Origin of the sequence: Caenimonas sp. SL110, assembly GCF_001044395.1 — a bacterium.
In the GTDB taxonomy this organism is placed as follows: Bacteria; Pseudomonadota; Gammaproteobacteria; order Burkholderiales; family Burkholderiaceae_C; genus Ramlibacter.
The window spans coordinates 103,720-123,276 of record NZ_JANU01000007.1 but is presented as its reverse complement, the minus strand read 5'-3'; the positions used below and the strand labels follow the sequence as shown (position 1 = coordinate 123,276).

Below are 19,557 nucleotides of genomic sequence, written 5' to 3'. Positions count from 1 at the left end.
CCGCTCCAGGGAGCGGGCTTTCGCACTTTCTTACCAATTCAGCGCATCAGTCTCGCGCGTAGATGTCCACATCCTTCGTTTCGCGAATGAACAACATGCCGATGACGAAGGTGCCGGCGGCAACGATCACCGGGTACCACAACCCATAGTAGATATCGCCGGTTGCAGCCACCATGGCGAAAGCGGTCGTCGGCAGCAAGCCACCAAACCATCCGTTACCGATGTGATACGGCAGGCTCATCGAGGTGTAGCGGATGCGCGTTGGGAACAGTTCGACCAGCATCGCAGCGATCGGGCCGTACACCATCGTGACCAGGACCACCAGGAATACCAGCAACAGCAAGACCATGCCCTTGTTCATCTTCGCGGGGTCAGCTGCGACGGTCAGGCTGGCTGCCTTCGCCGTATCGCCAAGCGATTTGCGGAAGTCGGCAATTGCCTTGGCGCTCTCTGGAGCGAAGCCGTTGCCGGCTGCGTTGAGGCTGGCTGCGGGAGCCGGGATCACCTTGTCGCCCAGCGTGATCGTCGCAGGCGTGCCGGCAGGCGCGACCTTGTTTTCGTACGGGATGTACGACTGGGTCAATGCGCGCTTGGCGATGTCGCACGACGTACGGAAATCGATATCGCGCGCAATCGGGCTACCCTGGAATGAGCATTCCTTGGGATCGGCCGTGACAGTCACCTTCGATGCCTGTTGGGCGGCCAGAAGTGCCGGGTTGGAATACTTCAGAAGCAGCGGGAAGATCGTGAAGTACGTGAGTGCCGCGATCAGGCAGCCTGCCATGATGATCGGCTTGCGACCGATCTTGTCGGACAAGGCGCCGAAGACGATGAAGAACGGCGTGCCGATGAGCAGCGACGCCGCAATCAGCAGGTTGGCCGTCGTGATGTCCACTTTGGCGATCGTCGTCATGAAGAACAGCGCGTAGAACTGGCCCGTGTACCAGACGACTGCCTGACCGGCGGTGAGGCCGAGCAACGCGAGGATCACGATCTTCAGGTTCTTCCACTCGCCAAACGATTCGGTCAGCGGGGACTTGGAGGTCTTGCCCTCGGACTTCATCTTCTGGAACGCTGGCGACTCATTGAGACTCAAGCGGATCCAGACCGAAATACCCAGCAGCACGATCGACAGCAGGAACGGAATGCGCCAGCCCCAATCGCCGAACTCCTTTTCGCCCAGCATGTTGCGCACACCCAGGATCACCAGCAGCGACAGGAACAGGCCCAGCGTTGCGGTTGTTTGAATCCAGGATGTGAAGGCGCCTCGCTTGCCGTGCGGCGCGTGCTCGGCCACATAGGTCGCCGCACCGCCGTACTCGCCGCCCAGGGCCAGGCCCTGCAGCATCCGCAAAACGATCAGGATGACCGGAGCGGCCATGCCGATCGAGGCGTAGCTGGGTAGCAAGCCGACGATGAAGGTCGATGCACCCATGATCAGGATGGTCACCAGGAAGGTGTACTTGCGACCGATCATGTCGCCCAGACGGCCGAAGAAGATCGCGCCGAACGGACGCACCAGGAAGCCCGCAGCAAAAGCCAGCAGCGCGAAGATGTAGGCGGATGTCGGATCGAGGCCCGAGAAAAACTGTTTTGCAATGATCGCAGCGAGCGATCCGTACAGATAGAAGTCGTACCACTCGAACACGGTGCCGAGCGAGGAAGCGAAGATCACCTTCTTTTCCTCACGGGTCATCGGTGCGGTCGAAGCAACGGGTTTGACCCCGGTCGCGGACGCTGTCGCCATGTATGTCTCCTCAGGTTGATTCTGGTGGGGTCAGAGTGCGGATTGCGTCTGACGCCAACCTGACTCAAGGCCGTATCGCGACCTGCCCGCGGGCAAGCCCTACTAGGGGAATCCCTAGGATCGTTGCTGCAGCGGGACTGCAGCGACTGATGGCACGGGTCGCGTCAGAAGGCTGACTGCGATGGTGACTGCAAACCCTAGTGGCACACCGAACACACCGGCAGACACAGGCTGTATGCCAAACCAGAGGTCCTGGCCGGGGACGGCCTGGAAGAACGCGCGAACGGTCGGTGAATTCACCAGCATGTAGTAAACCGTCACGCCCAGCCCGGCGAGCATGCCGGCGACGGCGCCTCGCCGATTCGCGCGGCGCCAGAAGATGCCCAGCACCATCGTTGGAACGAATGCTGACGCTGCCAGCGAAAAGGCCGAAGCCACCAATGGAAGAATCTCCGCGGGCTTGATCGAAGCCACTGCTGCCGCGACCAACGCCACGGCCAGCAACGCAAACTTGGACAGGATCACGCGCTGCTCGGCGGTGACCCGGTGGTTGATTTCGTGCGAATAGATATCGCGCACCATCGCGTTGCTGATGGTGAGCAACAGTCCGTCCGCAGTCGATAGCGCGGCTGCGAGCCCGCCTGCCGCGACCAGGCCCGAGATCACATAGGGCAAGCCGCCCAGCTCGGGCGTCGCCAGCATGATCATGTCCGCGCCCAGGCGAATCTCGCCCCATTGAAGGATGCGGTCTGCGTTGACGTCGGCCACCGAAATCAACGAGCTGTCGACCTTGGCCCACTGCGCGATCCACTGGGGTAGCGAATCGAAACTGCTGCCCACCAGGTTGTTCATCACCTCGAACTTCACCAGCACCGCCAGTGCCGGCGCGCTGAGATAAACAAGTGCAATGAAGAAAATCGTCCATGCCACAGACGACCGCGCCTCGGCAACCGTTGGCGTCGTGTAGTAGCGCGTGAGCAGGTGCGGCAAGCCCGCCGTTCCGAGCATCAAACAGAACATGAGCGCGATGAAATTCAGGCGCGCGCTGCTGAAGGCCTCCTGCTCGGCGGGCGTGCCTTTCGGGTCACCCGCAAACGGTTGGCTGTGGGCTGGAACACCGCCCAGCGGCTTGGCGCGCTCATGGTTGTCGTGCACGACTCGCGTCCAGCGCTCACGCGCGGCGGCCACATCCTTGGGCAGCGCCGCGAGTTCGCGATTGGCCTGCACGATGAGCGCTGAATCAGCGCCCTGCGCCTTCAACTGCCGCACGCGTTGCTGCGCGGCCGAGCGCTCCCGTTGCAACGCGCCCTCGATGTCCTGCAGCCGCGCCTCGTACTCGCGCGCACGCTGAAGGAAGATGGCCGCCACCTGCTTCTCGGCAGGATCGTCCATCAGTTTTTTCTCAAGTTCGCTGATCTTCTGGATCTGCGCGCCATACACCAGGGGCGCCGCAGGATTGCCCAGTTGCTTGAAGGCCAGCCACGACACCGGGATCAGGAAAGCAAGAAGCAAGATGACGTACTGCGCGACCTGCGTCCAGGTAATGGCTCGCATGCCGCCCAGAAACGAGCAAAGCAGCACACCGCCCAATCCGAGGAGCACGCCGATCTCGAACTGCACGCCCGTGAGGCGAGACGCGATCAGCCCGATGCCGTAGATCTGCGCGACCACATAAGTGAACGAGCAAAGAATCGCAGCCAGCGCCGCGATCACGCGCGGCCACCGGCCTCCGTAACGCATGCTGAAGTAATCGGGGACCGTGTAGAGATTGAGCTTGCGAAGATGCGGTGCGATCAACAGCGCCACCAGGCAAAAGCCGCCGGTCCAACCCAGGATGTACGCGAGGCCACCGGGTTGCCCGTCGGTACCGCCGAACCCTTGCAGATACAGGCCGCCGGCCAGGCTGATGAACGACGCAGCGCTCATCCAGTCGGCGGCTGCCGCCATGCCGTTGTACATCGATGGAATGCGCCGGCCGGCGACGTAGTACTCCTCCGGGTCGGTGGTGCGGCCATAGATGCCGATGGCCGCATACATCATGACCGTCGAAAACATGAAGATCGGCCCGAGCCAATAGCGTGACAGCCCGCTTCTCTCGGCCCACGCCATGAGAACCAGAAAGACCATGAAACCGGCAACGAAGATGGCCAGGTTGCGGTGCAGCCTTAGCTTGTAGGCGGCGTAGGCGGGCGAATCAGACATCGATGCCAGTGGCCTTGGGGGCTTCGTCGTCTTCTGGCGCGAGCCGTTTCATGGCGGCCGCATAAAACGCGACGATGCCGATGAAAACCAGCACGGAGCCCTGCGCTGCCATCCAGTAGCCGAAAGGCCACGGACCCATCATGAATTGCAGGTCGCGGGCGAACCAGCAGACGCCAAAAGTCACGAGGGCCCACACGGCCAGCAAGCCGGCCTTCAATGCGAGCACGCGCGGATCGTGCTTTTCCTGCGCCTGCGGGTCACCCATGGCGCGGATCATCGCACTGCTTGGAGTCGGCGGCTCTAGGTATTTGCTAGAACCGCCTGGAATCCAAAGCGCGGAATCAACGAGCGGCCAGCTGCTTCCAGGTCGAGATGACGCTGTCGGGGTTGAGCGAAATGGAGGTGATGCCTTCGTCAGCCAGCCACTGCGCAAAGTCCGGATGGTCGCTAGGGCCCTGCCCGCAAATGCCGACGTACTTGCCCTGCTTCAGGCAAGCCTTGATCGCGCGCGAGAGCATGGCCTTCACCGCAGGATCGCGCTCGTCGAAGTCGGCGGCGAGCAATTCCAGGCCCGAATCGCGGTCCAGGCCCAGCGTCAGCTGCGTGAGGTCGTTCGAGCCGATCGAGAAGCCGTCGAAGTACTCCAGGAACTCGTCGGCCAGGATGGCGTTGCTCGGCACCTCGCACATCATGATGATCTTGAGGTCGTCCTTGCCCCGCTGCAGACCCTGGCTGGCGAGCAACTGCGTCACGCGGTCGGCTTGGCCCAGCGTGCGCACGAAAGGCACCATGACCTGCACATTGGTCAGGCCCATTTCGCCGCGCACTCGAACCAGCGCCTCGCATTCCATTGCAAAGGCCTCGCGGAACTCCGCGCTGATGTAGCGCGCCGCACCACGGAAGCCCAGCATCGGATTTTCTTCTTCAGGCTCGTAGCGCGAGCCGCCAATCAGCTTGCGGTATTCATTGGACTTGAAGTCCGACAGGCGCACGATGACAGGCTTGGGCCAGAAGGCCGCCGCAATGGTCGCAATACCCTCAGCCACCTTGTCCACGTAGAAGGCACGTGGCGAGGCATGGCCGCGTGCCACAGATTCGACCGCCTTTTTCAGGTCGGCATCGACGTTCGGGTAGTCAAGGATCGCCTTGGGATGCACGCCGATGTTGTTGTTGATGATGAACTCCAGCCGTGCAAGGCCGACGCCGTCGTTGGGCAGCTGCGCGAAGTCGAATGCCAGCTGCGGATTGCCGACGTTCATCGTCATCTTGATGCCGATCTCGGGCATCTTGCCGCGCTCGACTTCGGTGACCTCGGTCTCGAGCAAGCCGTCGTAGATGAAGCCGGTGTCGCCTTCTGCGCAGCTCACGGTCACCAGCGTGCTGTCCTTCAGGCGATCGGTCGCGTCGCCGCACCCGACCACTGCCGGGATGCCGAGCTCACGCGCAATGATGGCTGCGTGGCAGGTGCGACCGCCGCGATTGGTCACGATGGCGCTGGCCCGCTTCATCACCGGCTCCCAATTCGGGTCGGTCATGTCGGTCACGAGCACATCACCCGCCTGCACCTTGTCCATTTCGGAGATGCTGTGGACCAGGCGAACCGGACCGGTGCCGATCTTCTGGCCAATGGCGCGGCCTTCGGCGAGCACATTGCCACGGCCCTTGAGCTTGTAGCGCATCTCGGCCTTGCCATGCTGCTGGCTTTTGACCGTCTCGGGGCGAGCCTGCAGGATGTAGATGTGGCCGTCGTCGCCGTCCTTGCCCCACTCGATGTCCATGGCGCAGCCATAGTGCTTCTCGATGACCAGCGCATATCGCGCAAGTTCTTCGACGTCGGCATCGGTCAGGGAGAACCGGTTGCGCTGTTCGAGCGGCACGTCGATTGTCTTGACCAGCTTGCCCGATGAAGCTTTTTCCTGCGGGTTGGTGAACACCATCTGGATCAGCTTGGAGCCCAGGTTGCGGCGAATCACGGCGCGCTTGCCAGCTTCCAGCATGGGCTTGTGGACGTAGAACTCGTCGGGGTTGACAGCGCCCTGCACCACCGTCTCGCCCAGGCCATAGCTGGACGTGATGAACACGACCTGGTCAAAGCCGGACTCGGTGTCGATCGTGAACATCACGCCTGCGGCGCCCAGGTCACTTCGAACCATGCGCTGCACGCCTGCAGACAGAGCGACGTCCGCGTGGGCAAAGCCCTTGTGCACGCGATAGCTGATGGCGCGGTCGTTGTAGAGCGATGCGAAGACTTCCTTCATCTTGGCAAGGATGTCGTCGATGCCGATCACGTTCAGGAAGGTTTCCTGCTGGCCCGCGAACGATGCATCGGGCAGGTCTTCTGCAGTTGCAGACGAACGCACGGCAAAGGTCGCCGTCGGGTGGTCTCCCGCGAGGGTTGCGAACGATTCGCGGATGGCCTTGTCGAGGTCGGCGGGAAAAGGCTGGTGTTCGATCCAGCCGCGGATTTCGGCGCCGGCCGCGGCGAGTGCGCGAACGTCGTCGGTGTTGAGTGTGGTCAGGCGCTCTTCAATGCGCCTGGCGAGTCCGTCGTAAGCCAGGAACTCGCGAAAGGCGTGCGCAGTCGTTGCAAACCCGGTCGGAACGCGAACGCCCTGGGGTAGCTGGGAGATCATCTCGCCGAGGCTGGCGTTCTTGCCGCCGACCACGCCGACGTCGGTCATTCTCAGGTTTTCAAACGGTACAACCAGCAGGTTGTCTAGGCGATGCTCCAGGGCGGTCGGGCTGATAGTGGCAGACATGGGAAAACTCCAAAAGTAAAAACCGGGTCTGCGCTCCGTCGGAGCGGCGCGGCATGCAGGCAGTCAGGGTCGTGAAGGCCGTCAGGGCCGCACTGGCTTTGTATTTCTTGGAATGAGCCGGTGGCGTGCATGCGCGTAGAAAATTGGGGCTGGGGGACGTCGTTGAACGTATGCCGATAATTGCTCCCATTGTAGGCTTCGCGCGGTTACGTGCGGCTTGCAGCAGTCTGAAAGCACTACAGGGCACTCTTCATGCACACCCGCACGGTTTTCTTCATCTCCGACGGTACCGGCATCACTGCCGAAACCTTCGGAAACGCCATCCTCGCGCAGTTCGAATTCAAGCCGCGCCATTTGCGCCTGCCGTTCATCGACAGCGTCGACAAGGCGCACCAGGTCGTCCGCCAGGTCAACCACACGGCCGAGGTCGAGGGCAACAAGCCGCTGGTCTTCACCACGCTGGTCAACCGCGAGATCCTGCAGGTCATCGAACAAGGCTGCAAAGGCATGCTGCTGGACATGTTCGGCACTTTTGTGCGGCCACTGGAGGTCGAGCTGGGCATTACCTCCAACCACCGCATCGGGCGCTTCTCGGACGTGAGCAAGAGCAAGGCGTACCACGACCGGATCGAAGCCATCAATTTCAGTCTGGCGCATGACGACGGCCAGTCCAACCGTGACCTGGAGTCAGCCGATGTGATCCTGGTTGGGGTGAGCCGCAGCGGGAAAACGCCGACATCGCTCTACCTGGCCATGCAGTACGGCCTGAAGGCGGCCAACTATCCGCTGATCCCGGAAGACTTCGACCGGCAGCAGCTGCCCGGAGCCCTGGTGCCCCATCGCGCGAAGATTTTCGGGTTGACCATCCAGCCCGAGCGCCTGGCCGAAATCCGCAACGAACGCCGGCCCAATTCGCGCTATGCCTCGCTGGAGAACTGCCGCATGGAAGTGGCTGAAGCAGAGGCCATGATGCGACGGGCCGGCATCCGCTGGCTCAGCACGACAACCAAGTCCATTGAAGAGATCGCGACCACCATCCTCCAGGAGATCCGTCCCGAACGGCTCGAGTACTGAGGGATTCGATAGTTATTTCATATCGGGTTAATACCGCCAATTCATTGGATCAATCTGCCGTCTGACGGCAAACTCCGTTCCGTCAGTCACCCATCCATCAACAACAACCACAGAGAGAAAAGCCCATGTCCCTGATCAATACCCAAGTCCAGCCGTTCAAGACCGAAGCCTTCCACAACGGCAAGTTCATCACCGTCAGCGACCAGACCCTCAAGGGCAAGTGGTCCGTCCTGATCTTCATGCCTGCAGCATTCACCTTCAACTGCCCGACCGAAGTCGAGGACGCAGCCGACAACTATGCCGAGTTCCAGAAGATGGGCGCCGAGGTGTACATCGTCACCACCGACACGCACTTCTCGCACAAGGTCTGGCACGAGACGTCCCCAGCCGTGGGCAAGGCGAAGTTCCCGCTGGTTGGCGACCCCACCCACGCACTGACCAACGCATTCGACGTGCATATCGCCGAAGAGGGCCTGGCACTGCGCGGCACCTTCATCGTGAACCCCGACGGCATCATCAAGACGATGGAAGTTCATTCGAACGAAATCGCCCGTGACGTCAAGGAAACGCTGCGCAAGCTGAAGGCAGCCCAGTACACCGCCGCCCACCCCGGTGAAGTCTGCCCGGCCAAGTGGAACGAAGGCGCCAAGACCATCGCCCCGTCGCTGGACCTGGTCGGCAAGATCTAAGCGCCCTTTCTTCGCGCCCCAGGGCTCGGCGCGACGTCGCTCCGGGCCCTTTTTGTTTCTCGAATCACCGCTATCCAAGGAATCCACCATGCTCGAAGCCGCTCTGAAAGCACAACTCAGCACCTACCTGCAGCGCATTTCGCAGCCTGTCGAAATTGTTGCGTCGCTGGATGACTCCCCGGCCTCGGCCGACATGCGCGAACTGCTCCAGGACATCGCAGAGGCGTCGCCGTTGATGAAGGTCAGCGAAACGCGCGGCGGCCCCTATCGAACCCCGTCGTTTTCGATCAACCGGCCTGGGGAAGACCACGGTCCGCGCTTTGCGGGTCTTCCGATGGGCCATGAGTTCACTTCGCTCGTGCTCGCGCTGCTGCAGGTCGGCGGCTATCCGCCCAAGGTGGACGATGCCGTGCTGGAACAGATCCGGGCGCTGGACGGTGACTTCGAATTCGAGGTTTACGTTTCGCTGACCTGCCACAACTGCCCGGACGTGGTGCAGGCGCTCAACCTGATGGCGATCCAGAACCCCCGCATCAAGACCACGATGATCGAGGGCGGCATCTTCCAGAACGAAATCGAAGAACGCCAGATCATGGGCGTGCCAACGGTCTTTCTCAACGGAAAGATGTTTGGTAACGGCCGCATGAGCCTGGAAGAAATCCTGGCGAAGATTGACACCAGCGGTGTCGAGCGCGAGGCGAAAAAGATCTCGGCCAAGGAACCGTTCGACGTGCTCATCGTCGGCGGCGGCCCGGCTGGCGCGGCAGCCGCCGTGTACGCAGCGCGCAAGGGCATTCGCACGGGTATCGCCTGCGAACGTTTCGGCGGCCAGGTGATGGACACGCTGGGCATCGAGAACTTTATTTCGGTCAAGGAAACCCAGGGACCGGCGTTCGCGCTGGCACTGGAAGATCATGTTCGCCAGTACGAGGTGGACATCATGAACCTGCAGCGCGCCAAGGCGCTCAGGACGGGTGGCGAGCTGATCGAGATCGAGCTGGAAAGCGGCGGCTTGCTCAAGTCCAGGAGCGTGATCATCACGACCGGCGCGCGCTGGCGCAACATCAACGTTCCGGGCGAGCAGGAATACCGCAACAAGGGCGTGGCCTATTGCCCGCATTGCGACGGCCCGCTGTTCAAGGGAAAGCGTGTGTCGGTGATCGGCGGCGGCAATTCGGGTGTCGAGGCGGCCATCGACCTGGCAGGCCTGGTCGGCCATGTCACGCTGATCGAATTTGATACGCAGTTGCGTGCCGACGCCGTGCTCCAGCGCAAGCTGGGCACGCTGCCCAATGTCACGGTGCTGGTCAATGCGCAAACAACCGCCATCACCGGCGACGGCCAGAAGGTGAACGGCCTCGACTACAAGGATCGCGCCACCGGCGAGAGCCATCATGTCGAGCTCGAAGGCGTGTTCGTGCAGATCGGCCTCGTGCCCAACACCGAATGGCTCAAGGGCACCGTCGAGTTGTCGCGCCACGGCGAGATCATTGTGGACGCCAGGGGGCAGACATCCGTGCCGGGCGTGTTCGCAGCGGGCGATGCAACGACAGTGCCTTTCAAGCAGATCATCATTGCCGCCGGCGACGGTGCGAAGGCAGCGCTGGGTGCATTCGACCACCTGATCCGCCAGTGATTTGCGCCACAATCGCCGCGAAGCCCGCATCCTGACGCTTGACGGCCTGCCCAACCTGCAGGACCTGGGCAAGGCCGGGCTGTAGAACTACCTGCAGTCGCAGTTGGACTCCGAGTAATCATCCAACTCCGGCCTAAATGCGATAGATTCTCATTTAGATATAGAATCGCCGTTCACAACGAAACGGCAAGCCAATCGCACGCACTTCCCCGCGTGCACCAGCCAGCCTCTAACCGACAGCGCCCGCCGAAGCGGACGCTCTTCTGGAGGCCATCTTGGCGCAAAAACCTGTACGTCCACGTTCCGACCACTCCCTGCTTCCCCTGGGCGCAATGATGCTGGCCGCCTCGACCGCCAGCTGGTCGCAAACTCCGCCGCCGGTGCGGGCCACACTGCCGGTCGTGGTGATCCGCGAGAAAGCGCAAGACAAAGACACACTGCGCGCGACCACCACCACCATCGGCAAGGGAACGCAGGAACTGCGCGACATTCCCCAGTCGATCAGCGTCGTCACCGAGAAGCTGATGGACGACCGCAATCTCGACACCATGAAAGATGCGCTGCGCAACACCGCCGGCATCACCTTCATGGCTGCTGAAGGCGGCGAAGAAGACATCCGCCTGCGCGGTTTCTCGCTGGCCGGCACCGGCGACATCTTCCTGGACAGCATGCGAGACCCTGCCTTCTACGACAGGGACACCTTCAACAACGACCGGATCGAATTGCTGCGCGGTTCGGCCTCGATGCTTTTCGGCCGGGGATCGACTGGCGGCGCCGTCAACCAGGTCAGCAAGGTGCCGCGACTGATCGACGAGCATGAGGTCAGCACCACCATCGGAAGTCACAGCTACAAGCGATTTACGGGTGACTTCAATTTCCACACGGGTGAGAACGCGGCGCTCAGGATCAACGCCATGACCACCAGCGCCGACGACAACGGCTCGGGCAGCAGCGTGTCCAAAAAAGGATTTGCGGCGGCCTATCGCCTGGGGATCGGCACCGCCAACGAATTCATGGCCAGCCTCTACGTGCTGGACAACCGCAACGGCATGAATTACGGCATGCCGTGGATCAAGCCGCTGGCAAGCGATTCTTCAGCGGCAAATACCCTGATCGCAAGCCTCGACCCAACCGCCTACTACGGCATGGCCAGCGACCGCAACAATGGCTCGGCGAACATGTTCACGCTCAGTCACCTGCATCGCTTCGGCGACGCAAACGAAATCAGGACCCTGGTGCGCAGGGGCAAGTTCGAGCGGGACCAGCGCGCGGGCACCGTGCGCTTTGGCGCCGGCACCGACCTGACCAACTTCGGCCCCAGCACGGTCATCGCGCGCGGCACACAACTGAAGATCCAGGACCTGGCCACGACCCACGCGCAAAGCGACGTGACGCTCAAGTTCGATGGCCTGGGCTACAAGCACGCCGTGCAGACAGGCATCGACTTCGCCCGAGAAGAAAAGACGGTGTATGCGGCGCGCACGGCAGCCCAGGGCGGAGTGAATCTTGCCAAGCCCACCTCCACCTTCGGCACACCCAATGACGGTGCGTGGATCGATGAGGACTCGCGCATCCTGCGCATCGGCAGTGAATTTGTCGCCAAGTCCTGGGGCATTTACGGCCAGGACCTGATCCAGGTTGCGCCGCACTGGAAGCTGCTCGGGGGCCTGCGCTACGACAGCCTCGATGGCGGGTTCACCAACTACGCGATTCCCACCAGCGCAGGCGGCCCAGTGACTACGACGGCCTATCAGCAGAAGATTTCCAAAGTCAGCAAGCGATTTGCAGTGCTGTACCAACCGACCGACCGTCACTCGTTCCACTTCTCGTACGGCACGTCGTTCAACACCTCCGCAGATACCTACTCGTACAACGCGAACAGCGCCAACACGCCACCCGAAGAAAGCCGCAACATCGAAGTCGGCGGCAGCATCGACAGCGCGGACAAGCGCTTCACCACACGCTTTGCGATCTTTCATGCGACGAAGCTTCACGAGCGCAACGTGGACCCCGACACGGCCGCAACGCGACTCCTGCTATCAGGCAAGCGCCATTCAGCCGGCATCGAAATCGACAGCACCGGACGCCTGACGCCACAGTGGGAGGTTTACGGTTCGTACCAGTGGATGCCGGTTGCACGTGTCGATGAAGCAGCGTCGACCGCGACCACGGTGGGCAATCGCGTCGGCGACCGACCGGGCCTGAGCCCCCGCCACAGCGGCACGGTCTGGACCACCTATCAGGTCAACCCGAATTGGCGGATAGGCGGCGGTATCAACTTTCGCAGCAGCCAGGCCGCTGCCGATGTGACGGCGCCTGCATGGGAAGCGCCCGGCTTCATGACCGGCGAGCTGATGACCGAATACACCTTCAATGAGATCTGGAAGCTCAAGGCGAACCTGAGCAACGTGGCGAACAAGCTGTACGGCGAATCGCTCTATCGTGGCCACTACATCCCCGGTGCCGGACGGCAACTCCAGGTGGCGCTGACAGGCCGGTTCTGACGCGGCGCGCCGACTTCGGTTGCAGGTTCTAATATGAGTGCAGCCATGCTCCACCTTCCCTCACTCATTGACGCAACAGAACTTCGCGAGATTGCCGGCCTGCTGGCGTCTGCGCCGTGGACTGACGGCCGCGCCAGCGCCGGTGAGCAGGCAGCACAGGCCAAGAACAACGAGCAGCTCGCACCCGACAGCGAAGCTGCTCGCGCCGCGCAGGCGATCGTGCTGCGCGCGCTGGAAAGATCACCGCAATTCCTGGCGGCCGCGCTTCCCAAAAAACTGTTTCCGCCCCGCTTCAATCGCTATAGCGGCGCGCGCAACCAGTACGGCGCGCATGTGGACAACGCCGTTCGATTCACCGAGAACGGTGTGCGCGTGCGCACGGACCTTTCGTGCACCCTCTTTCTATCGAACCCAGACGGCTACGAGGGCGGCGAGCTGGTCATCCACGAAGGCAGCCACACACGCAGCGCGAAGTTCGCTGCCGGTGATGCGGTGCTATATGCCGGCACAACGGTGCACGAGGTCATGCCGGTCACGCGAGGTGAGCGGCTCGCCTCATTCTTCTGGATCGAGAGCATGGTGCGAAGCGATGAGCAGCGCCACCTTCTGCACGACTTCGACATGGCCCTCATGGGTCTGCGCGAAACGCACGGAGACAGCGCTGGCACCATCGCGCTCACGGGGACTTATCACAACCTTCTGCGCATGTGGGCTGACACGTGAACACGCCCCGGTCAAAGCCGCTACCGGGCAACCTGGTCAACCTCGCCGATCACGAAGCCCATGCGCGCAGACGGCTCGATGACAACGCCTGGGCCTACTTCAACGGCGCAGCAGCAGACGGGTTGACGCTTCGCGCCAATCGCACCGCGTGGGATGAGCTCACGCTGGTTCCGCGCGTGCTGGGCACGATGGCAGGCGGTCATACCGGCATCGAACTGTTGGGGCACCAGTTGCATCACCCAGTGATGGTCGCGCCCATGGCGTACCAGCGAATGGCGCATCCAGATGGAGAGATCGCGACAGCACTCGCTGCCGGGGCACAGGGCGCGGGCCTGGTGGTCAGCACGCAGGCCAGCGCGCGGCTGGAGGACATTGCGCGGGCCTTCGTGACGCTGCCTCCGGCCAGCCCGCTGTGGTTCCAGCTTTATCTCCAGCCTGATCGTGAGGTCACGTTGTCGCTTGTGACGCGCGCGGAGGCTGCGGGTTTCAACGCACTGGTGTTGACAGTCGATGCGCCGGTGACCGGAGTAAGGGATGCAGAACGGCGAGCCGCGTTTCGCCTGCCCACTGGCATCACCGCCGTCAACCTCCCGTCCAGCCGGCCCGGGCGTGACGGCCATGGGCTTGCAGGGGGTCTTGCGCAAAGCACTGCCACATGGGCCGACGTCGAGTGGCTGATATCCACCTCGCGGCTGCCGGTGATCCTGAAAGGACTGCTGCATCCGCTGGACGCAAAGCTGGCGCTTTCGCTGGGTGTCAGTGCGGTGATTGTGTCCAACCACGGTGGGCGGACGCTCGATACGGCGATCGCCACCGCGACCGCCCTGCCCCGGATCGCCGACGCGGTCGGCGACTCGCTTCCCCTGCTGGTCGATGGCGGGATTCGACGGGGCACGGACGTGCTCAAGGCCCTCGCGCTCGGCGCGCGCGCGGTGCTGGTGGGGCGTCCCATCATCTGGGGCCTTGCGAATGCCGGCGCCGTCGGCGTCGCGCACGTCCTGCGGCTGTTGATTGACGAGCTCGAAATGGCGATGGTGCTTTGCGGCGAACCGAGCCTTGCGAAGCTGCGTCCAGACCTGATCGATCGAATCGGCACCAGCAACCGCTCACGCTGATTGGCCTGGCTTGGAGGCGGGCATTGCAAATGCGATCGATTCGCATTTATACTGCACCACCATGATCGTCTGTGTCTGCAAACGTGTATCCGACCGTGAAATCGCCCGTCATGCGCGAGCCGGCATGAGTTTTGACGATATCCAGTTTGAACTGGGCGTCGCGACACAGTGCGGGCAATGCGAAGGATGCGCACGGGATGTCGTGGCGCAATGCAGCGCAGGCTCGCCCGTCGCCTCGATCCAACTCGCGGCACGGATTCAGGAAAGTCCGGCCTGGAACTCGCCCGATGTCGCAAGGCCCTGAGGCGGCTCACTCGCGCGAGGCCGGCCCGGCATGCACCCTGGCAACTGGGTGCGCCGATGCGGCGCCGCCTTCAGTGGCGAGCTCCGTCCTGCTGCAAGGCGGCAGGACGGTGAATATCGTGCACAACGGCAGCGTCTATCGCCTGCAGGCGACCCGACTGGGCAAGTTGATCCTGACCAAATAGCCAGGACTGTTGCTCGCGCGAGGAGTCAATCAGAGACCGATTGCCGCAATACCGGCCCGCGCGATTTGCGCGTCTTCTGTCGACTTGACGCCACTGACCCCCACGGCGCCCAGGCACTGTCCATCCTTCAGGATCGGCACACCGCCTTCGAGCATGCCCTTCAGGTCGGGCGCGCTCAGGAAGGACATGCGGCCCCCGTTGATGACTTCTTCATAGACCCGGCTCTCGCGGCGGCCCAGTGCGGCTGTGTTGGCCTTGGCGGGCGCGATATGCGCGGAAATTGGCGGTGCACCATCCAGGCGCTGCAGCCATAGCAAATGGCCGCCGTCATCGACGATCGCAATGGTCACTGCCCAGTGGTTCTTGAGCGCTTCGGCTTCTGCCGCAGCGGCTACCTTCTTGATGTCTTCTGCTTCGAGGAATGGCCTGGTTTTCATGGGTCGTTCGTGCTGTTGTCCAAAGGCGCCAGCATAGGGCAAAGACCCTTGCGCCCGACGTACCTTTGAAACACCGGGGTTTTTGCCGGACTGCGGTTGAACCAACCTAGAATGCGCCCATCTAACTGCCACCAAGGCAAAGGAGATTTTGGCCATGAACGAGAACGTCCAGACCATCGACTACGGCTACGCCGGCGCGGTCGCAGAGCGCAACCGCGTACTACGCAACACTTATTGGCTCCTCGCATTGAGCCTGATTCCCACGGTGCTGGGCGCATGGCTCGGCGTGGCAACGGGCATCGTCGCCGGCCTCACGGGCTGGATGGGGCTCATCGTCTTCCTGGGTGGCGCATTCGCCTTCATGTTTGCGATCGAGAAGACCAAGAACTCAGCAGCCGGCGTGCCGGTACTGCTGGCATTCACCTTCTTCATGGGCCTGATGCTTTCGCGATTGATCGCGGGCGTGCTGGGGTTCAAGAACGGCTCCAGCCTGGTGATGACGGCGTTCGGCGGCACGGCCGGCATCTTCTTCGTCATGGCGAGCCTGTCGAGCGTCATCAAGCGCGACCTGTCGGGCATGGGCAAGTGGCTCTTCGTCGGCGCCCTTGCCATCCTGGTCGGCGGCGTCATCAACGTGTTCGTGGGCTCCACGATAGGCATGGCCGTGATCAGCGTGATGGCCATCGGTATCTTCAGCGCCTACATGCTGTACGACCTCAAGCAGATCATCGACGGCGGCGAGACCAACTACATCAGTGCGACGCTCGCGTTGTACCTGGACATCTTCAATGTGTTCCAGAGCTTGCTGGCCTTGCTCGGCATCTTCGGCGGCGAGCGCGACTGAGCGACGCGCAGTTCGACCAAAACAAAGGGGGCCATCGGCCCCCTTTTTCATTGCAGCGACAGCATCACTCCAGATCGAAGACGGCCATCGACTCCACGTGGGCCGTGTGCGGGAACATGTTCACCACCCCCGCGGCCGAGCAGCGGTAGCCGCCCTGATGCACAAGAAGACCTGCGTCACGTGCCAGCGTGGCGGGATTGCAGCTGACGTAAACGATGCGCTTGGGTGGCAGCCAGCCATTGCGCAGTTCACGCTGCTGGTGCAGGTCAGACAAGGCCTTGGCCATTGCAAACGCACCCTCGCGCGGCGGGTCCACCAGCCACCGGTCTGCATAGCCATCGGCTACCAGCTGCTGCGCAGTCATCTCGAACAGGTTGCGGGCCTGGAAGGTGACGGGCGCCAGTGGCGGTCCCACGCGCGGCAGGGCCTGGTTGTAGCTGTAGTTTTCGCGCGACCTCGCCACCAGCGACTCGCTCCCTTCGATGCCCGTCACTTGCGCAGCGAGTGTTGCCAGCGGCAGCGTGAAGTTGCCCAGGCCGCAAAACCAGTCGATCACGCGTTCGGATCGCTGCGGCGCAAGCAGGCGCAACGCCCGCGCCACCAGCACCCGGTTGATATGCGGATTGACCTGGGTGAAATCGGTGGGCTTGAACGGCATGACGACACCGAACTCTGGCAACGCGTAGGACAGCTGCGGCCCGGTCGCTTCGTCGAGCAGCTTGACTGTGTCTGGCCCCTTGGACTGCATCCACCACTGCACGCCGGCGTGGTCAGCTGCGAAAGCGCGCAGCTTTGCCACATCACCGTCGCTGAGCGGTTCGAGGTGCCTGAGCACCAGCGCAGTCACTTCGTCGCCGCAGGCCAGTTCAATCTGCGGACAGGTTTGCACCGCATCCATTGAACCGATCAGTTCCCGCAGCGGCATCAAAAGCGCGTTCACATGCGGCGGTATGACGTGGCACTCGCGCATATCGGCGACATAGCGGCTCTTGCGCTCGTGAAAACCGACGAGCACGGTCCCCTTCTTGATGACATGTCGCACCGAGAACCGTGCTCGCCAGCGGTAGCCCCAGGCAGGACCTTCGATGGGCCTGAGCACCATGTCAGGCTTGACCTTGCCCAGGTGCCACAGGTTGTCTTCGAGCACGCGCTGCTTGCTCGCGACCTGCGCACCGACGTCAAGATGCTGCATCTTGCAGCCACCGCATGCGCCCTCGTGCAGGCCGAAATGCGGACAGTGCGGCCGCACACGCTGCGAGGACTCGTGATGGATCTCGGTGACGGTGGCCTGTTCCCAGTTGTTCTTGCGGCGATTGACCTTGGCCGAAACGATCTCGAACGGCAATGCACCCTCGATGAACACGACTTTCCCGTCGGGGCGGCGTGCAACGCCCTGTGCTTCGAGGTCGAGCGCGTCAACCTTCAACCAGCCTTCGGGCAGAAGGTCGGCACCCTCGGCCACCTTGTTTTCCTGAACTTCTTCTTGTGTCATGGCCGTGATTGTCTCAGGCCGGCACACATCTTCAGCCCCACGCGGCCAGGTATTCCTGCCAGTGCAGCTCAGTAGCCGCGAGGTTGCCCAGCGCGCTCTTGACAAGTTCGATCTCCTGTCCGTATTCGGTCTCGGTCAGGCCGCCGCGCATCTTCTGGAAGCGGCAATACAGCAGATAGGTGTTCATCACATCGGTTTCGCAGTAGCGGCGAATCTCGTCAAGCTTGCCTTCGAGGTAGGCGGGATACACCTGCGATCCGTCCATGCCCAGCTTGCCGGGAAACCCACACAGCTTGGCCATGGCATCGAGCGGCGCATTGTTCTTTGGCTGGTAGAGGGCCAGCAGATCCATCAGGTCGAGATGGCGCATGTGATACCGGCTGATGTAGTTGTTCCACTTGTAGTCGCGATCGTCTTCGCCCATGTCCCAGTACTTGTCGGCAACGACGCCGTGACGCAGGCCCCGGTAATGCAGCACCGGCAGGTCGAACCCACCGCCGTTCCAGCTCACGAGTTGCGGCACATGTTTTTCAAGCGTGTTGAAAAATGTCTGGATCACCTTGCCTTCGCTCGCGTCATCGCGGTCGACAAACGAGTGAACCTTGAGCCCGTCGGCATTGCGAAACACGCAGCTGATCACCAGCACGCGCTGCAGGTGAAGCGGCGTGAAATCGCTTTGGCCGCGCTCCTTGCGCTCGGCCAGCCACCGCGCGTAAACATCGCTGTCGGTTGCATCGGGCGGCTCGCCCCGCAGTTGCCGAAGGCCCGAAATATCGGGAATGGATTCAATGTCGAAAGCAAGTACGGGCCAGGTCATCGGGCGACTTTATCAGCCGCGATGCTGCACGCCTGCTAGAACAACGCTTCTTTTGACACGCCGCTTCGCGTCATCTGGCGCTTGATCTTGACCAGCGCTTCGTTCTGGATTTGCCGTACGCGCTCGCGGGTGAGCCCCAGCCGGTCGCTCAGCACGTCGAGCGTTTCGGGTTCACGGTCATGCAGTCCGAAGCGGCCTTCGAGCACTTCCTTCTCGCGGTTGGACAAGGCATCGATCCAGTGTTCCAGGAGCTTTTCAACTTCGTGGCCCTGGGTCACACCGGTCGGATCGACAGTGAGCTCGTCGGGCATGGAATCGCCCAGGGTCTGGCCGTCCTCGTCATGGCCGAATTTCGCGTCAAGCGACTTCGGTGCCTCGGCGAGCGCCAGCAGTTGCGCCACTTCGTGCACGTCACGTCCAAGCAGCGCCGCGACGTCTTCGACGCGAACGCCCTCACCTTCAAACCCACTGCGTGCCGCAGCGAAAGCGGGATCGTTTTCAAGCGTTCGTCGCGCGCGCAGCACCTGCTGGAGTTCGCGCACGATATGCACCGGCAAGCGGATCACGCGGCCCTGGTTCATCACCGCGCGCTCCACGGACTGCCTGATCCACCAGGTGGCATAAGTGGAGAAACGAAATCCGCGCTCAGGCTCGAACTTGCCGATGGCGTGCATCAGGCCGAGGTTGCCCTCCTCGATCAGGTCCGACAACGGAACGCCACGCCCCAGATAGCCCTTGGCGATGCTGACAACCAGACGCAGGTTGTGCTCGATCATCGACTGGCGCGCGGCGAAGTCACCGGCGCGTGCACGGGTGGCGGTCTCGAATTCTTCCTCGGGTGTAAACAGCTCCGTCCGGCGCACATCGCGCAGGTACATCGTCAGCGTGTCGCTGGACTCGCCCGCAATCTGGGCAGCGATATCTCGCGGGTTGGGTTCCTGCTGCGCAACTTGCCCGGGCGCTACCTCAACCGCATCGTCGGCCGAAGCCGACGCTTGCGGCGCCGAGTGCCCGTTGCGCTTTTTCATTT

Annotated in this window: 17 protein-coding genes; 9 read left to right on the top strand and 8 right to left on the bottom strand. The window is 62.3% G+C overall.

What is annotated here, in order from left to right; genetic code table 11:
* Positions 1 to 46 precede the first annotated feature (46 nt).
* The 4 genes from AQ12_RS05355 to ppsA all read right to left on the bottom strand — a co-directional run bounded on the left by AQ12_RS05355 (position 47) and on the right by ppsA (position 6,708).
* The gene (locus AQ12_RS05355; RefSeq protein ID WP_048438837.1) at positions 47 to 1,747 is read right to left on the bottom strand and encodes an MFS transporter; all 1,701 of its coding nucleotides are present in this window, start codon (positions 1,745 to 1,747) and stop codon (positions 47 to 49) included.
* Between the two features lie 114 nt (positions 1,748 to 1,861).
* Entirely contained in the window at positions 1,862 to 3,949 is a 2,088-nt protein-coding gene (locus tag AQ12_RS05350; RefSeq protein WP_048438836.1) for a VC_2705 family sodium/solute symporter, read from the bottom strand.
* The gene (locus tag AQ12_RS05345; protein WP_238587657.1) at positions 3,942 to 4,214 is read right to left on the bottom strand and encodes a DUF4212 domain-containing protein; all 273 of its coding nucleotides are present in this window, start codon (positions 4,212 to 4,214) and stop codon (positions 3,942 to 3,944) included. Before AQ12_RS05345 ends, AQ12_RS05350 begins: the two co-directional genes overlap by 8 nt.
* Before the next feature lie 76 nt (positions 4,215 to 4,290).
* A complete protein-coding gene (ppsA, locus tag AQ12_RS05340) occupies positions 4,291 to 6,708 on the bottom strand; it encodes a phosphoenolpyruvate synthase (RefSeq protein WP_048438834.1) in 2,418 nt (805 codons plus the stop codon).
* 252 nt (positions 6,709 to 6,960) lie between these two features.
* Between ppsA and AQ12_RS05335 the strand changes: the two genes are divergently transcribed.
* The 8 genes from AQ12_RS05335 to hemP all read left to right on the top strand — a co-directional run bounded on the left by AQ12_RS05335 (position 6,961) and on the right by hemP (position 14,937).
* Positions 6,961 to 7,782, top strand: coding sequence for a pyruvate, water dikinase regulatory protein (locus tag AQ12_RS05335; RefSeq protein WP_048438833.1), 822 nt, complete (start codon positions 6,961 to 6,963; stop codon positions 7,780 to 7,782).
* 125 nt (positions 7,783 to 7,907) lie between these two features.
* Positions 7,908 to 8,471, top strand: coding sequence for an alkyl hydroperoxide reductase subunit C (ahpC, locus tag AQ12_RS05330; protein WP_048438832.1), 564 nt, complete (start codon positions 7,908 to 7,910; stop codon positions 8,469 to 8,471).
* Positions 8,472 to 8,559: 88 nt separating this feature from the next.
* Positions 8,560 to 10,107 (top strand): alkyl hydroperoxide reductase subunit F, encoded by a 1,548-nt coding sequence (gene ahpF, locus AQ12_RS05325; protein WP_048438831.1) that lies wholly within the window; start codon positions 8,560 to 8,562, stop codon positions 10,105 to 10,107.
* Positions 10,108 to 10,439: 332 nt separating this feature from the next.
* Positions 10,440 to 12,611 carry a TonB-dependent siderophore receptor gene (locus tag AQ12_RS05320; RefSeq protein WP_238587656.1) on the top strand — a complete coding sequence of 724 codons (2,172 nt, stop codon included), beginning with the start codon at positions 10,440 to 10,442 and terminating at the stop codon, positions 12,609 to 12,611.
* Between the two features lie 45 nt (positions 12,612 to 12,656).
* The gene (locus AQ12_RS05315) at positions 12,657 to 13,334 is read left to right on the top strand and encodes a Fe2+-dependent dioxygenase (protein WP_048438904.1); all 678 of its coding nucleotides are present in this window, start codon (positions 12,657 to 12,659) and stop codon (positions 13,332 to 13,334) included.
* Positions 13,331 to 14,449, top strand: a complete 1,119-nt coding sequence (locus AQ12_RS05310) for an alpha-hydroxy acid oxidase (protein WP_048438830.1) — start codon at positions 13,331 to 13,333, stop codon at positions 14,447 to 14,449. The genes AQ12_RS05315 and AQ12_RS05310 overlap by 4 nt, the downstream gene beginning before the upstream one ends.
* 61 nt (positions 14,450 to 14,510) lie before the next feature.
* Positions 14,511 to 14,753: a bacterioferritin-associated ferredoxin gene (locus AQ12_RS22410; protein ID WP_082151418.1), complete on the top strand. Its 243-nt coding sequence runs from the start codon at positions 14,511 to 14,513 to the stop codon at positions 14,751 to 14,753.
* The gene (gene hemP / locus AQ12_RS05305) at positions 14,737 to 14,937 is read left to right on the top strand and encodes a hemin uptake protein HemP (RefSeq protein ID WP_048438829.1); all 201 of its coding nucleotides are present in this window, start codon (positions 14,737 to 14,739) and stop codon (positions 14,935 to 14,937) included. The genes AQ12_RS22410 and hemP overlap by 17 nt, the downstream gene beginning before the upstream one ends.
* 29 nt (positions 14,938 to 14,966) lie before the next feature.
* Here hemP and AQ12_RS05300 read toward each other — a convergent pair whose 3' ends face one another.
* Complete coding sequence (locus AQ12_RS05300) at positions 14,967 to 15,374, bottom strand: heme-binding protein (RefSeq protein WP_048438828.1); 408 nt, start codon at positions 15,372 to 15,374, stop codon at positions 14,967 to 14,969.
* Positions 15,375 to 15,528: 154 nt separating this feature from the next.
* Here AQ12_RS05300 and AQ12_RS05295 point away from each other — a divergent pair, with 154 nt between their 5' ends.
* Positions 15,529 to 16,218, top strand: a complete 690-nt coding sequence (locus AQ12_RS05295; protein WP_048438827.1) for a Bax inhibitor-1/YccA family protein — start codon at positions 15,529 to 15,531, stop codon at positions 16,216 to 16,218.
* A 64-nt stretch (positions 16,219 to 16,282) separates the two neighbouring features.
* On the opposite strand, the gene rlmD is transcribed toward AQ12_RS05295, so the two are convergent.
* The 3 genes from rlmD to rpoS are packed head-to-tail and all read right to left on the bottom strand — an operon-like array spanning position 16,283 to position 19,555.
* Positions 16,283 to 17,710, bottom strand: a complete 1,428-nt coding sequence (rlmD, locus tag AQ12_RS05290; RefSeq protein ID WP_048438826.1) for a 23S rRNA (uracil(1939)-C(5))-methyltransferase RlmD — start codon at positions 17,708 to 17,710, stop codon at positions 16,283 to 16,285.
* Positions 17,711 to 17,741: 31 nt separating this feature from the next.
* On the bottom strand, positions 17,742 to 18,527 hold the full coding sequence (locus AQ12_RS05285; RefSeq protein WP_048438825.1) for a 3'-5' exonuclease: 786 nt from the start codon (positions 18,525 to 18,527) through the stop codon (positions 17,742 to 17,744).
* Between the two features lie 35 nt (positions 18,528 to 18,562).
* Positions 18,563 to 19,555, bottom strand: coding sequence for an RNA polymerase sigma factor RpoS (rpoS, locus tag AQ12_RS05280; protein ID WP_082151414.1), 993 nt, complete (start codon positions 19,553 to 19,555; stop codon positions 18,563 to 18,565).
* Between the last annotated feature and the right edge of the window lie 2 nt (positions 19,556 to 19,557).

What these genes read in the sequence shown, in the direction of transcription:
- AQ12_RS05355 (WP_048438837.1), bottom strand. Translation starts at nt 1,747, where the DNA reads ATGGCGACAGCGTCCGCGACCGGGGTCAAACCCGTTGCTTCGACCGCA.
- AQ12_RS05350 (WP_048438836.1), bottom strand. Translation starts at nt 3,949, where the DNA reads ATGTCTGATTCGCCCGCCTACGCCGCCTACAAGCTAAGGCTGCACCGC.
- AQ12_RS05345 (WP_238587657.1), bottom strand. Translation starts at nt 4,214, where the DNA reads ATGGGTGACCCGCAGGCGCAGGAAAAGCACGATCCGCGCGTGCTCGCA.
- ppsA (WP_048438834.1), bottom strand. Translation starts at nt 6,708, where the DNA reads ATGTCTGCCACTATCAGCCCGACCGCCCTGGAGCATCGCCTAGACAAC.
- AQ12_RS05335 (WP_048438833.1), top strand. Translation starts at nt 6,961, where the DNA reads ATGCACACCCGCACGGTTTTCTTCATCTCCGACGGTACCGGCATCACT.
- ahpC (WP_048438832.1), top strand. Translation starts at nt 7,908, where the DNA reads ATGTCCCTGATCAATACCCAAGTCCAGCCGTTCAAGACCGAAGCCTTC.
- ahpF (WP_048438831.1), top strand. Translation starts at nt 8,560, where the DNA reads ATGCTCGAAGCCGCTCTGAAAGCACAACTCAGCACCTACCTGCAGCGC.
- AQ12_RS05320 (WP_238587656.1), top strand. Translation starts at nt 10,440, where the DNA reads ATGATGCTGGCCGCCTCGACCGCCAGCTGGTCGCAAACTCCGCCGCCG.
- AQ12_RS05315 (WP_048438904.1), top strand. Translation starts at nt 12,657, where the DNA reads ATGCTCCACCTTCCCTCACTCATTGACGCAACAGAACTTCGCGAGATT.
- AQ12_RS22410 (WP_082151418.1), top strand. Translation starts at nt 14,511, where the DNA reads ATGATCGTCTGTGTCTGCAAACGTGTATCCGACCGTGAAATCGCCCGT.
- hemP (WP_048438829.1), top strand. Translation starts at nt 14,737, where the DNA reads ATGTCGCAAGGCCCTGAGGCGGCTCACTCGCGCGAGGCCGGCCCGGCA.
- AQ12_RS05300 (WP_048438828.1), bottom strand. Translation starts at nt 15,374, where the DNA reads ATGAAAACCAGGCCATTCCTCGAAGCAGAAGACATCAAGAAGGTAGCC.
- AQ12_RS05295 (WP_048438827.1), top strand. Translation starts at nt 15,529, where the DNA reads ATGAACGAGAACGTCCAGACCATCGACTACGGCTACGCCGGCGCGGTC.
- rlmD (WP_048438826.1), bottom strand. Translation starts at nt 17,710, where the DNA reads ATGACACAAGAAGAAGTTCAGGAAAACAAGGTGGCCGAGGGTGCCGAC.
- AQ12_RS05285 (WP_048438825.1), bottom strand. Translation starts at nt 18,527, where the DNA reads ATGACCTGGCCCGTACTTGCTTTCGACATTGAATCCATTCCCGATATT.
- rpoS (WP_082151414.1), bottom strand. Translation starts at nt 19,555, where the DNA reads ATGAAAAAGCGCAACGGGCACTCGGCGCCGCAAGCGTCGGCTTCGGCC.